The sequence below is a fragment of the Marinobacterium alkalitolerans genome (assembly GCF_017776525.1).
Taxonomy (GTDB): domain Bacteria; phylum Pseudomonadota; class Gammaproteobacteria; order Pseudomonadales; family Balneatricaceae; genus Marinobacterium; species Marinobacterium alkalitolerans.
The window spans coordinates 1-12,575 of record NZ_JACVEW010000023.1 but is presented as its reverse complement, the minus strand read 5'-3'; the positions used below and the strand labels follow the sequence as shown (position 1 = coordinate 12,575).

The 12,575-nt window shown below is 60.4% G+C and carries 10 protein-coding genes; 5 read left to right on the top strand and 5 right to left on the bottom strand.

Annotation, left to right across the window (positions count from 1 at the left end; all coding sequences use genetic code 11):
* Positions 1–3,138: a bifunctional proline dehydrogenase/L-glutamate gamma-semialdehyde dehydrogenase PutA gene (gene putA / locus H9C73_RS13300; RefSeq protein ID WP_209288390.1), complete on the bottom strand. Its 3,138-nt coding sequence runs from the start codon at positions 3,136–3,138 to the stop codon at positions 1–3.
* Positions 3,139–3,281: 143 nt separating this feature from the next.
* Entirely contained in the window at positions 3,282–4,073 is a 792-nt protein-coding gene (locus H9C73_RS13295; RefSeq protein ID WP_209288389.1) for a helix-turn-helix domain-containing protein, read from the bottom strand.
* Between the two features lie 151 nt (positions 4,074–4,224).
* Between H9C73_RS13295 and hemE the strand changes: the two genes are divergently transcribed.
* Complete coding sequence (hemE, locus tag H9C73_RS13290; protein ID WP_209288388.1) at positions 4,225–5,289, top strand: uroporphyrinogen decarboxylase; 1,065 nt, start codon at positions 4,225–4,227, stop codon at positions 5,287–5,289.
* Positions 5,290–5,366: 77 nt separating this feature from the next.
* The gene (gene can, locus H9C73_RS13285) at positions 5,367–6,029 is read left to right on the top strand and encodes a carbonate dehydratase (RefSeq protein WP_209288387.1); all 663 of its coding nucleotides are present in this window, start codon (positions 5,367–5,369) and stop codon (positions 6,027–6,029) included.
* A gap of 46 nt (positions 6,030–6,075) precedes the next feature.
* Here the strand turns inward: can and H9C73_RS13280 are convergent, their stop codons facing one another.
* Entirely contained in the window at positions 6,076–7,113 is a 1,038-nt protein-coding gene (locus H9C73_RS13280) for a YeiH family protein (RefSeq protein ID WP_209288386.1), read from the bottom strand.
* Positions 7,114–7,233: 120 nt separating this feature from the next.
* Here H9C73_RS13280 and H9C73_RS13275 point away from each other — a divergent pair, with 120 nt between their 5' ends.
* On the top strand, positions 7,234–8,094 hold the full coding sequence (locus H9C73_RS13275) for a LysR family transcriptional regulator (RefSeq protein ID WP_209288385.1): 861 nt from the start codon (positions 7,234–7,236) through the stop codon (positions 8,092–8,094).
* On the opposite strand, the gene H9C73_RS13270 is transcribed toward H9C73_RS13275, so the two are convergent.
* Complete coding sequence (locus tag H9C73_RS13270) at positions 8,067–9,344, bottom strand: O-acetylhomoserine aminocarboxypropyltransferase/cysteine synthase family protein (protein WP_209288384.1); 1,278 nt, start codon at positions 9,342–9,344, stop codon at positions 8,067–8,069. The genes H9C73_RS13275 and H9C73_RS13270 overlap by 28 nt on opposite strands.
* Positions 9,345–9,478: 134 nt before the next feature.
* Between H9C73_RS13270 and radA the strand changes: the two genes are divergently transcribed.
* Complete coding sequence (gene radA / locus H9C73_RS13265) at positions 9,479–10,852, top strand: DNA repair protein RadA (protein ID WP_209288383.1); 1,374 nt, start codon at positions 9,479–9,481, stop codon at positions 10,850–10,852.
* 1 nt (position 10,853) lies between these two features.
* Here radA and H9C73_RS13260 read toward each other — a convergent pair whose 3' ends face one another.
* On the bottom strand, positions 10,854–11,225 hold the full coding sequence (locus tag H9C73_RS13260; protein WP_209288382.1) for a PilZ domain-containing protein: 372 nt from the start codon (positions 11,223–11,225) through the stop codon (positions 10,854–10,856).
* A 152-nt stretch (positions 11,226–11,377) separates the two neighbouring features.
* Here H9C73_RS13260 and H9C73_RS13255 point away from each other — a divergent pair, with 152 nt between their 5' ends.
* Positions 11,378–12,478, top strand: a complete 1,101-nt coding sequence (locus H9C73_RS13255) for a GGDEF domain-containing protein (RefSeq protein ID WP_236014278.1) — start codon at positions 11,378–11,380, stop codon at positions 12,476–12,478.
* Positions 12,479–12,575: the final 97 nt, after the last annotated feature.

The following is a 12,575-nucleotide window of genomic DNA, read 5'->3' as shown; positions in this document are numbered from 1 at the left end:
TTAACCCTCCACCTTGTCTTGACGGGGTTTGGCCGGCTGCAGGCGGGTGAAGCGCAGCAGGTAGTGCGGGCCACCCGCCTTGGGACCGGTGCCGGACAGACCCTGGCCACCAAAGGGCTGAACACCCACGGTGGCCCCAACCTGGTTGCGGTTGATATAGGTGTTGCCCACGCGGGCACGGGCTTCAATGTGGGCTGCCGTGCCTTCGTTACGGCTGTGAATGCCCAGTGTCAGTCCGTAGCCGCAGCGATTGATCTGGTCGACCAGAGCATCCAGATCACGCGCCTCGTAGCGCACCAGATGCATGATGGGACCAAACTGTTCGCGCCCAAGGCGTTCGATGGAATCAATCTCAAACGCGGTCGGCGGTACAAAGGTCCCCTGCTCGGCGTCCGCATGCAGCGGGGTCTGGGCCAGCAATTGGGCATGTGACTGCATCTGCTCGATATACTGCAACAGCCCCTGCTGGGCATCGGTATCGATCACCGGCCCTACATCGGTGCTGTGCAGGCAGGGATTGCCGGTTTTCAGCTCGGCCATCGCGCCCTGCAGCAGGTCAATGATGCGATCCGCGATATCGGACTGTACACAGAGCACCCTCAGCGCAGAGCAGCGCTGGCCGGCCGATGCAAAGGCGGACTGAACGGCATCCTTGATCACCTGCTCGGGCAGCGATGTCGAGTCGATGATCATGGCGTTCTGGCCGCCGGTTTCCGCAATCAGAGGGACAGGGGCGCAGTCACGCGCGGCCAGAGCCCGACTGATGACACGGGCGGTCTCCGTAGAACCGGTAAAGGCCACGCCAGCGATGCGTGGGTCTGAGGTGAGCGGTCCGCCGACTTCGCCACCCCGGCCGGGGAGCAGCTGAATGGCACTGGCCGGAACACCGGCCTCCAGCATGAGTTCGATCGCGCGGGTGGCGATCAGGCTGGTCTGCTCGGCCGGCTTGGCGACAACCGTGTTGCCCGCTGCCAGCGCCGCCGTCACCTGGCCCAAAAAGATGGCCAGCGGGAAGTTCCAGGGGCTGATGCAAACGAACACGCCGCGGCCATCGCGCATCAGCGTATGCTGCTCGCCATCGGCCAGCAGGCGTGTGTGTGTGGTGGTGAACAGCTCGTTGGCTCTCAGGGCGTAGTAACGGCAGAAGTCGACTGCTTCACGCACCTCATCAATGCCGTCCTGAATGGTTTTGCCGGCTTCCTGATGGCAGAGCGCGACCAGTTCGTCGAGGTTCTCTTCCAGCAGATCGCCCAGTCGCATCAAAGACTGGGTGCGAATGCCAACGGGGGTGGTATGCCAGCTGTCAAACCCGGCGCTGGCGGCTTCGATTGCGCGTTGCGCCAGTTCGGCATCGGCAAACTGTACCTCACCGGTCAGGTGGCGCTGATCGTAAGGGGCACGTACCTCAACCCGCTTGCCGGTTTCGATGGCTTCGCCATTGATGATCGGTGCGCCCTGCCACTGATGTGTCAGCCAGTGGTTCACCTTCTGGCTGAAGGGTGTCCATTCGCTGTCGATGTCGATATTGGGGCCGCGGGAGTTGAGCCGTTCGGCACCGTAAATATCGCGTGGCAGCGGGATGTGCGGGTTATGCAGCGGTGTGCGCTTGCTCAGTGTCAGCCAGGGGTGTTCCGTCAGATCGCTGATGGGACAGCGGGCGTCCACCAGGCGGTGCACGAACGAGCTGTTGGCGCCGTTTTCCAGCAGACGGCGTACCAGATACGGCAGCAGGTCCTTGTGGTTGCCGACCGGTGCGTAGATGCGCACTGGAACGCCAGCCTGCTCCAGCACGCGGTCATAGAGCGCATCACCCATCCCGTGCAGACGCTGGAACTCGAACTGCTGATGTTCGGCTTCCGTCATGATGGTGGCCACGGTGTGGGCGTTATGGCTGGCAAACTGTGGCCATATCAGTCCCTTGATGTGGCTGCTCAGCAGGAAACGGGCGCAGGCCAGATAGGATACGTCGGTTGCTTCCTTGCGGGTAAATACCGGGTAACCGTCCAGCCCCTTCTGTTGGCAGAGCTTGATTTCGGAGTCCCAGTAGGCCCCTTTGACCAGGCGCACCGGGATCAGGTCGCCCTGCTGCTTCGCCAGTGCTGCCAGCCAGATCAGGACGGGTAGCGCGCGCTTGGAGTAGGCCTGTACAACCAGACCGAAGCCGCCCCAGCCCTGACAATCCGGGTGTTGATACAGCTGCTCAAACAGTTGCAGGGACAGCTCAAGGCGGTCGGCTTCTTCGGCGTCGATGGTGATGGCCACATCCAGCGCACGGGCCTGTCGGATCAGCTTGAGTACGGTCTGGAACAGCTCATCCATCACCTGTTTTTCCTGACCCGGCTCGTAACGGGGGTGCAGGGCAGACAGCTTGATGGAAACGCTGGGCTTGGGGCCGGTGCCTTTCTTGTCCTGGTAGTTGCCGACAAAGTCGATGGCGCGGCTGTAGTCGTCCAGATACTTGGCCGCATCGGTGCGTGTCAGAGCCGCTTCACCGAGCATGTCGAATGAATAGGTATAGCCTTTCTGGCGTGACTCGGTGCCGCGCTTCATCGCTTCGTTGATGTCGCGTCCGAGTACGAACTGGTGGCCCATGATTTTCATCGCCTGCTGCATGACGCGGCGGATCATCGGCTCGCCCAGGCGATTGACGAGGCGGTTGATGACGCTGGACGGGGTGCCGTCCTCGCGCTCGTCCATGGTGACCACCTTGCCGGTCAGCAGCAGGCCCCAGGTGGAGGCGTTGACCAGCAGGGAGTCGGAATGTTTCAGGTGGCTTTTCCAGTCGGCGACGCTGAGCTTGTCGCGGATCAGGGCATCGGCGGTCTCGGCATCGGGCACGCGCATCAGGGCTTCGGCCAGGCACATCAGCAGAATGCCTTCGCGGGTATCGAGGCTGTACTCCAGCAACAGCGCATCGATCATGTGGATGGCGCCGTCATCGGCACGTACCTGCTCGATCAGGCGGGTTGCGCAGGACTCGGCGGCCTCCACCTGTTCCTCGGTGGACTCGGCCAGCGCCATCAGTTCCCTGAGCCAGCGGCTCTCGTCAATGGCGTAAAGCGGTGAGATCTGTTCCCATAGCGCCGTCAATGGCTGCTCGATCAGTCCCGGATGCAGTGCATCGATCGCTTTAAACATAGACTTATCCTCAACTCGTCCGCAGGGGTCATGCTGCCGCTGAAGGGCAGGGTGGCACCTGGGGTTAGTGCTGGTTCAGAGAGCCGAATTGCCCACTGAATCAACATTTAATAACAGCCGTTGCGGAGTGGTCTTGTCAGTTACTACGAATCTTTTGCAGGATCCTCCGGTGCAAGGGTTCCCCGCTGACGGCGGAACTGGGCCGGCGACATGTCGAACCGCTGGCGGAAGGCGCGGGTGAGCGCGCTTTGGTTACAGAAACCGAAGCGGCCGGCCAGCTGCGCAATGGAGTCGGGCGCATGGGTCAGCGCCTGACGCAGCGCCTGCAGGCGGCGTTCGTTCACATATTGGAGCGGCGTCATGCCGGTCTGGTCCCGGAAGCGGGCATAGAACTGGCTGTCGCCGAGGCAGAACAGGCCTGCCAGCTCGCTGACGGGGATGCGTCGATCCATGTGCAGATCGATATAGTCGTTCAGAATTTCCAGGTTCAACTGTCCCTGAGGGCGGGCTGGCTGTTGTGGTCCCAGCTGGCGCTGGAGCGCACAGAGCAGCGTGTTACTGCAGGCTTCCTGCAGAATGGGGTCATGCGGGTTGTGATCGATCTCGCGGCTGAGCGAACGCAGCAGGAGCTGAAGCTCGGCCGGGCAGTGGAAATAGGAGGCGCGGTCAAACAACCGGTCGATACGTTCCTGTTGCAGGCGGTCATGGCTTTCGGTTGGCAAGTCCAGTACCAGAATGCGGTTGTCCCCCAGTCCACTGAAAATATGGTCGGTTGAGCAGGGAACGAGGCAGCCATGCCCGATGCGGACTTCACGGCTGCGGCCGACCAGTTCAAAGGCGGTATCGCCCTCAAGACCAAACACCAGTTGATGAAACTGATGGTCATGCTGGTCGGCGGATGTGGGCAAACTGACAACTTTGGTGCTGCGCGTCATGACGTAGGGTCACCGGTTTCTTATTGTGAGTTAACCTTAGACCACGAATTATACAGTGCAAGCGCGTTGATGTGATCATCCGCAGCGCAATCAGGCGCGTTAGCGGGTACAATATCGCCAACTCAAACTTACCAACAGGATAGATGGCGAGATGGCTGAACTGAAAAACGATCGCTTCCTGCGCGCCCTCATGCGCGAACCGGTGGATGTCACCCCCGTATGGATGATGCGCCAGGCAGGACGCTACCTGCCGGAGTACCGTGAAACCCGTGCCCAGGCCGGTGATTTCCTGAGTCTGTGCAAAAACCGGGAACTGGCCTGCGAGGTGACGCTGCAGCCGCTGGAACGTTACGATCTGGATGCGGCCATCCTGTTTTCCGACATCCTGACCATTCCGGACGCCATGGGCCTTGGTCTGTACTTTGAACAGGGCGAAGGGCCCAAGTTCGAGAAGGTCGTCCGTACAGAGAAGGATGTGGATGCTCTGCCGGTGCCGGATGCAGCGACTGATCTTGACTACGTCATGGCGGCGGTCAGCGAGATTCGTGGTGCTTTGTCCGGTCGCGTGCCGCTGATCGGTTTTTCCGGCAGCCCCTGGACACTGGCGACCTACATGGTCGAGGGCGGTTCCAGCAAGGATTTCCGCCATATCAAACAGATGATGTATGCCACCCCCGAGGTCATGCATGCGCTGCTGGACAAGCTGGCACAGTCCGTCACCGGCTATCTGAACGAGCAGATTCGCAGTGGAGCCCAGGCGGTGCAGATCTTCGACACCTGGGGCGGTGTGCTGAGCGGCCCCATGTATCAGGAGTTCTCGCTCAAGTACATGCAGCAGATTGTATCCGGTCTGATTCGTGAGCACGAAGGTCGCCGCGTACCGGTGATTCTGTTCACCAAGAATGGTGGCCAGTGGCTGGAAGTGATGGCCGAGGCCGGAGCTGATGCACTGGGGCTGGACTGGACCACCAACATCGATGATGCCCGTCGCCGGGTGGGCGATCGCGTGGCCCTGCAGGGCAATATGGATCCGAGTGTACTTTATGCACCGGCCGAACGCATTCGTGCTGAAGTGGCGGATATCCTGGCGCGATTCGGCAGTGGCAATGGCCATGTGTTCAACCTGGGCCACGGCATTCATCAGTTTGTGGACCCGGAAAGTGCCAAGGTGTTTGTGGATGCGGTGCATGAACTGAGCGCCCAGTACCACCGTTAATGCGTTTGCCGGCTCATGACATCCCTGAGCCTGACAGGCAGAGGATTCTCTGCCTGTGCTGTTGTATGGATTGATATATGAAAAAACTGTCCAACCTGTTCTCCAACAACCAGAGCTGGTCTGACCGGATTTACAATCAGGATCCGTCGTTCTTCTCGACGCTGGCCTCACAGCAGGATCCGGACTACCTGTGGATCGGCTGTTCCGACAGCCGTGTGCCGGCTAATGAGATCGTTGACCTGCTGCCCGGAGAGCTGTTTGTACACCGTAATGTGTCCAATATCGTGGTGCATACGGACATGAACTGCCTGTCGGTGTTGCAGTACGCCGTCGAAGTGTTGAAGGTCAAGCATGTGATGGTGGTCGGCCACTACGGGTGTGGCGGTGTGCGCGCAGCACTGGATCAGAAGTCACACGGCCTGATCGACAACTGGTTGCGTAACATCCGCGACGTGTATGCCAAGCACCGTCATCTGATCGGGCCCTGGCAGGATACCCCGGCACAGGTGGACCTGATGTGTGAGCTGAACGCGGTAGAGCAGGCCTATAACGTGTGCAATACCACGGTGGTGCAGGATGCCTGGGCCCGGGGGCAGGAGCTGAGCATCCACGGCTGGGTCTACAGCCTCAAGAATGGCCGTCTGACCGACCTGGAGTTCTGTGCCGACAATGCAGAATCGGCCGAAACGGAGCTGCAACAGGCGATCGCACGCGTGGAATCCAGTCGCGCCGCAAGCTGATCCTTTTCATGGCCCGAAAGCCCCTCCTGCAGGGGCTTTTTTGTTGTCAGAATCCCAGCAACAGCGTCATGGCACTGCCCCCGGCCAGCAGCAGCCCGAACAGCAGGGCCCCCAGCGCCAGTGGCTGCCAGCCCGCTGCCCGGATGGCGCTGGGCCTGGTGGCAAAGCCCAGCGCGGCCATGGCCATGGCCAGGCATAATTGATCCAGCCGGTGCAGCCATTCCAGCAGCGCGGGCGGTATCAGGTTGAGACTGTTGACCACTGGCAGCAGCAGGAACACCAGCGCAAACCAGGGTATAGGCAGAGTTCGCTGCTGGAAGCCCTCACCTGCTTTCGGTTCCTTCCCCAGCAACTGGCTCAGCACCAGCAGGACCGGCACCAGCAGCATCACCCGCATCAGCTTGGTTACTACTGCGGTATGGGCCGCCTCGGCCGGCAGGGTTGCGGCAACGGCCGTCACCTGTGCGACCTCGTGCGTGGTTGCGCCCACCAGACGCCCGAAGGCATGCGCGTTGCTGTTCAGCAGGTTGTGGACCCAGTCCTGCGTAAACAGCCAGGGGTAGAGCAGCATGGCGGCGCTGCCAAAGAGTACAACAGTGGCAATGGCCACCGGCACGGCCTGTTGGCGGGCCCGGATTGTAGGGGCGCTGGCCAGTACGGCGGCAGCCCCGCAGATGGCACTTCCGGCACCGATCAGCACGGCCGTCCGGCGATCCAGCCCGAGCCAGCGGGTGCCGGCCCAGGCGGCGGCTGCGAGAATACCGATCACCATGACCAGATCGATCAGTAGGGCCGACAGTCCCGCCGCCTGCAGGTCGTCGAGGCTGATACGCAAGCCGTAGAGAATGATACCGGTCCGCAGCAGGTAGTGGCGACTGAACTGCAGTCCGGGTTCAAGCAAACGCGCTGTGTGAGCACCGAACAGATGTCCGCTCAGCATGCCCAGTACCATGGCGAGCGTGAGTGGGCCCATGACGGCCAGGCCGGTTAAAGGGAGCTGTGCCAGCAGTATGGCCGCGAGGCTCAAGCCCAGTGTGAGTAGAATGCCCGCGATCAGGGGGCGGGCTGAGATTGGCCCTGTCATGTTGGCACCTCCGTGAGAACAGGGGTGCACTCTAATGAATTGGCTTATAATATAAAAACGGATTAATTTGGTAATATTTACCTGTTTTACAGGTTAATTAGGCAGAATATTGAGGCCTGCATGCTATCTCTGCGCCAGTTGGAAGTGTTTCTTGCCGTCATCGAAACCGGTTCGACGACTGCGGCGGCACACGCGGTTGCTCTGTCTCAGTCGGCTGCCAGCAATGCCCTGACTGAACTGGAAAACCGGCTGGGGGAGAAGCTTTTTGACCGGGTAGGCAAGCGGCTGCTGCTGAACGCCAGCGGCCGAGCCCTGCAATCGCGTGCACGGATACTGCTGGCACAGGCTCGAGAGGCTGAGACCCTGTTTCAGCAGGGCGGCGGGCGGTTGAAGGTCGGGGCCAGTACCACCATCGGCAACTATCTGCTGCCGCGCCTTCTGGGCAAGTCGGCAGCCGAGCTTCCCTGTGAGCGTATCGAGATCGCCAACACCGATGATATTGCCGAGCGCATGCTCAGGTTTGAACTGGACCTGGGGCTGATTGAGGGGCGTACTCTGCACCCGGATCTCGTCATGACACCCTGGCGGCAGGACGAGATGGTGATCGTGGCAGTACCGGGCTTTTCGGGCCGTACACTGGCTCAGCTGCCCTGGATCATGCGAGAAGTCGGTTCGGGTACGCGCAGCGTAGTGGAGCGGGAGTTGCTCGATACGTTGGGTAATATTCAGCCGGTGCTGGAGCTTGGCAGCTCAGAAGCGATTCATAATGCCGTCCGCGCCGGTATCGGGGTGAGCTGTCTGTCGCGGCATGTGGTGGAGCAATCGTTGCAAACGGGGGAGCTGCAGGTGCTGGCGCCGGATCATGCCATCCGGCGCCAACTGTATCTGCTGCGCCACCGGCAGCGGCCGGATACCGCTGCGGTGGCACGTTTTCTTGCGCTCTGTCCGCCCGATCAGGCAGAGGCTTTGGACAGGGCCTGATCCAGGTCGGCCATCAGATCGTCCACGTGCTCAATACCGATCGACAGACGGACCATTTCCGGCGAAACGCCCGCTGACTTGAGCTCCTCATCGTTCAGCTGGCGGTGAGTTGTTTCGGCCGGGATAGAGGCCAGCGACTTGCAGTCACCGATGTTGACCAGACGCAGGAAGACCTCCAGTGCATCGTAGAAGCGACGAGTGCCCTCGCGGCCGGACTTGAGGCCGAAGCTCAGGATGCCGGAGGCCTTGCCGTCCATGTACTTCTGCGCCAGTGCGTGATCCTTGTGGCTGCTGAGGCCCGCGTAGTTGACCCAGGTAACTTCGGGATGGTTTTCCAGGTACTCGGCCACTTTTTGCGTGTTCTCGCAAATACGCTCCATGCGCAGCGACAGGGTTTCCAGCCCCTGCATCAGCATGAAGGCGTTCATCGGCGACAGGGCGGCGCCCATGTTGCGCAGTGGCACGACGCGTGCACGGCCAATGAAAGCGGCCGGGCCAAAGGCTTCGGTATAGATGACACCGTGATAGGACACATCCGGCTCGTTCAGCAGCGGGAAGCGTTCCTTGTTTTCGGCCCAGGGGAAGTTGCCTGAATCCACGATGACACCGCCAATGGTCGTGCCGTGACCGCCGATATACTTGGTCGCCGCAGTGACCACGATATCGGCGCCCTGCTCAATCGGACGCCAGAGGGCAGGGCTGGGAACGGTGTTATCTACCACCAGCGGAACACCGTGACGGTGGGCGATTTCAGCCAGCTTTTCAATATCGGCAATGCCGCCGGACGGGTTGCCGACGGATTCGCAGTAGATCGCCTTGGTATTAGCATCGATCTTGCTTTCGATACCGGCAAAGTCGTCCTTCTGGGCGAAACGGACTTCCAGTCCCTGGCGCGGCAGCGTATGGGCGAACAGGTTGTAGGTGCCGCCATAGAGTTCGCTGGTGGAGATGATGTTGTCACCCGCTTCGGCCAGCGTCTGGATGGTATAGGTGATCGCCGCCATGCCCGAGGCCACGGCCAGGGCTGCAACACCGCCTTCCATTGCCGCCACGCGCTTTTCCAGCACGTCATTGGTCGGGTTCATGATGCGGCTGTAGATGTTGCCCTGTACCTTGAGGTCAAACAGGTCAGCACCGTGCTGAGCATCATCAAAGGTATAGGACGTGGTCTGGTAGATGGGGACTGCCGCGGAGTTGGTGGTCGGGTCGACTTCATAGCCGGCATGCAGCGCAAGTGTTTCCAGTTTCATCGGGGTTGATTCCTTGTTGTTTTGATAAGGCGCAGCGCCGGGGCTGAGGCTGACCCGGGCCGTCACCGCTTGCTACAATCGATTCCTGCGAACAGATGCTCAGTGTAAACCCTAACGCTTCAGGAGACACCCCGATGGCCAAATCCAAAACTGCTTTTGTCTGCAATGATTGCGGGGCCGACTACCGCAAGTGGCAAGGGCAGTGCAGTGCCTGCGGGGCCTGGAATACGATCACCGAGGTACGGCTGGGCTCGGATGCCGGGGGCGTACGCAGCGCCCGCTTCGAGGGGTATGCCGGTGGCGCCGGTACTCAGAAGAAAGTCGTGACACTCAGTGAAGTGGCGCTGGAAGAGATGCCGCGGTTTACCAGCGGCAGCGCTGAACTGGATCGCGTGCTGGGGGGCGGTCTGGTGCCGGGGTCGGCCGTGCTGATCGGCGGTCATCCGGGGGCCGGCAAGAGTACCCTGCTGCTACAAACCATGTGTCATCTGGCGGCCCAGATGCCGGCGCTCTACATCACGGGTGAGGAATCGCTGCAGCAGGTGGCGATGCGGGCAGCACGACTGGGGTTGAAGGCAGATCAGCTGCAGATGCTGTCGGAAACCTCGGTGGAAACGATCTGTGATCTGGCCAATGAGCTTAAGCCCAGGGTCATGGTGATCGACTCCATTCAGGTGATGCACGTGGCCGATGTGCAGTCGGCGCCGGGGTCGGTGTCCCAGGTGCGCGAAAGCGCCGCGTTTCTGACCCGTTTTGCCAAGCAGACGGGCACGGTGCTGTTTCTGGTGGGGCATGTCACCAAGGATGGGTCGCTGGCCGGCCCCAAGGTGCTGGAGCACATGATCGACTGTTCGCTGCAGCTGGAAGGGTCTTCGGACAGCCGCTTCCGCACCCTGCGCAGCCACAAGAACCGTTTCGGCGCGGTCAACGAGCTGGGGGTGTTCGCCATGTTGGAAAATGGGCTCAAGGAGGTGAAGAACCCCAGCTCCATCTTCCTCAGTCGCGGCAGCGAACCCAGTCCCGGCAGCGTCGTCATGGTGGTCTGGGAAGGGACACGGCCGTTGCTGGTGGAGCTGCAGGCGCTAGTAGATGAATCGCATCTGTCCAACCCGCGACGTGTGACGGTGGGGCTGGAGCAGAACCGGCTGGCCATGCTGTTGGCGGTTCTGAACCGACATGGCGGCCTGATGACCGGTGATCAGGATGTGTTCGTCAACGTGGTCGGGGGCGTCAAGGTACTGGAAACCAGTGCCGACCTGGCGCTGTTGCTGGCGGTGGTATCCAGCTTCCGCAACATGGCGTTATCACAGGCGCTGATGGTGTTTGGAGAAGTAGGGCTGTCCGGTGAGATTCGCCCGGTACCCAACGGTCAGGAGCGGATCCGCGAGGCGTCCAAGCACGGCTTCAAACGTGCTATTGTTCCGGTTGCGAATGTGCCCCGAGAGCCGGTGCCGGGAATGGAAGTGGTGGGCGTCAAGACGTTGTCGGAAGCGCTGGACGCCATCTGAATCAGAGGTCGGCGTCGATCAGCTGTTCCAGCTCACGCTCAAGCAGACTTTCATCACCCAGATTCAGCTCCACCAGGCGGCGCAGGTGCGTGATGCTGTCGATATCCATCTCTTCCGCCGTGAAACCATAGTAGGGCGGCTCGCTGTGTGTCAGGATGGCCGGGATATCGATCAGGATATCGTTGGCCAGGTACAGATGCAGATGGGCCATGTCGCCCACACCGATCGGCAGGTCGGTTTCTGACTCGACCAGCGTGCCGCGCAGGGATATATCGATCAGCTTTACCACGGCGCTGCCTGAAGGACTGTGCAGCTCACACTCGGCATCAAAGGGAATGCGGGTAAAGCGGCGGCGTTCATTATCGTTGTTCACGCTGACACTCCTGACTGTGCTCTATGGACTAGATAGTATTACACTCCAGGCATAGTGGAAACAGCCTGAGCCAGGTCAATACACCCAAAGGTCAGCTGGTCTAAGTTGGTCGGCTTGGGAGTGCATTCACCGGAGTAGACATGTGGGAAGTAATGAATGATCTGTTAGCCGCCAGGCGGCATTCGCGTTATTTCAACCATACACGCAGTTATCACCTGTTTACCCGGGTTCGTCTGATCGCCTGGCTGCTGATGGTATTGCAAAGTGGCTGGATTCTGATCGACTGGCTGCTCTTGCCCGGTGAGGTCAGTACCACCATTGCCTATGCGCGACTGACCGCCAGTGGCTGCTGTCTGTTGCTGGGGCTTTGGTTCTCGCACCCCTATCGACTGGAAGTTTCCCTCATTCGACTGTTGCTGCTGGTGTTGGTGCTGACGCTGTTTCAGACCGCCAGTACGATCATTCTGGAGCATCACGGGTATCAGAGCACCGTGGCGGGATATGCGTTTTTCCCGTTCATGATCATGACCATGCTGGCGATCTTCCCGCTGACCCTGTTTGAGGTGGCCGGTTTTGCGGCCTTCGTGTTGCTGGTGGAGTTGATTACTCAGCTCTGGCTGGGGTCCTTCGGGGAGGTCGGCGCACTGAATGATCTCTGGCTGCTGGCGGTGCTGGGAGCCATTGCGGGCTGGGCATCGGTCAATCAGCTCAACATGCTGCTGGTGCTGTATCGGCAGGCAACACGCGACCCGCTGACCGGGCTGGCCAACCGGCGTCAGGTGATGGAGCAACTGGAAGAGGACATGCGCCAGTCCAGCGTTTCGCGCAAGCCGCTGGCCGTGATGATGTTCGATCTGGACAAGTTCAAGAGCTTCAACGACCACTATGGTCATGCGGCAGGGGATATCGTGCTGAAGCAGTTTGCCCGTATCCTGCGTGACAATGCCAAGCGCAAGGAAGATCTGGCCGGGCGCTTCGGCGGTGAGGAGTTTCTGCTGGTATTGCCGGGGATGAACGTTGAACAGGCAGTCGAGCTGGCAGAGTCGATTCGTGCGGCCTGCCATGCCACGCGCCTGAAAGTGCCGACCGGGGACGAGGTGAGTTTCACGACCAGTATTGGCATTGCGATGCAGCAACCGGATGAGGATCGCTCCGGTCTGCTTCAGCGCGCGGATGAAGCACTTTATCTGGCCAAGGACAGTGGCCGTGACCGATACTGCCTGGCGGAACCTGCTGCACCCGCTGCGGCATGACGTAAAAAAGGCTGCCAAATGGCCACTGCTGTCCCATAAATGGCAGCAAATGAGAAAGCCTGAATCCAAGTGAGTAAAATGAGAGTGCGACCAAACA

Excerpts from the sequence above, each read along its gene's own strand:
- putA (WP_209288390.1), bottom strand. The coding sequence starts at position 3,138 with ATGTTTAAAGCGATCGATGCACTGCATCCGGGACTGATCGAGCAGCCA.
- H9C73_RS13295 (WP_209288389.1), bottom strand. The coding sequence starts at position 4,073 with ATGACGCGCAGCACCAAAGTTGTCAGTTTGCCCACATCCGCCGACCAG.
- hemE (WP_209288388.1), top strand. The coding sequence starts at position 4,225 with ATGGCTGAACTGAAAAACGATCGCTTCCTGCGCGCCCTCATGCGCGAA.
- can (WP_209288387.1), top strand. The coding sequence starts at position 5,367 with ATGAAAAAACTGTCCAACCTGTTCTCCAACAACCAGAGCTGGTCTGAC.
- H9C73_RS13280 (WP_209288386.1), bottom strand. The coding sequence starts at position 7,113 with ATGACAGGGCCAATCTCAGCCCGCCCCCTGATCGCGGGCATTCTACTC.
- H9C73_RS13275 (WP_209288385.1), top strand. The coding sequence starts at position 7,234 with ATGCTATCTCTGCGCCAGTTGGAAGTGTTTCTTGCCGTCATCGAAACC.
- H9C73_RS13270 (WP_209288384.1), bottom strand. The coding sequence starts at position 9,344 with ATGAAACTGGAAACACTTGCGCTGCATGCCGGCTATGAAGTCGACCCG.
- radA (WP_209288383.1), top strand. The coding sequence starts at position 9,479 with ATGGCCAAATCCAAAACTGCTTTTGTCTGCAATGATTGCGGGGCCGAC.
- H9C73_RS13255 (WP_236014278.1), top strand. The coding sequence starts at position 11,378 with ATGAATGATCTGTTAGCCGCCAGGCGGCATTCGCGTTATTTCAACCAT.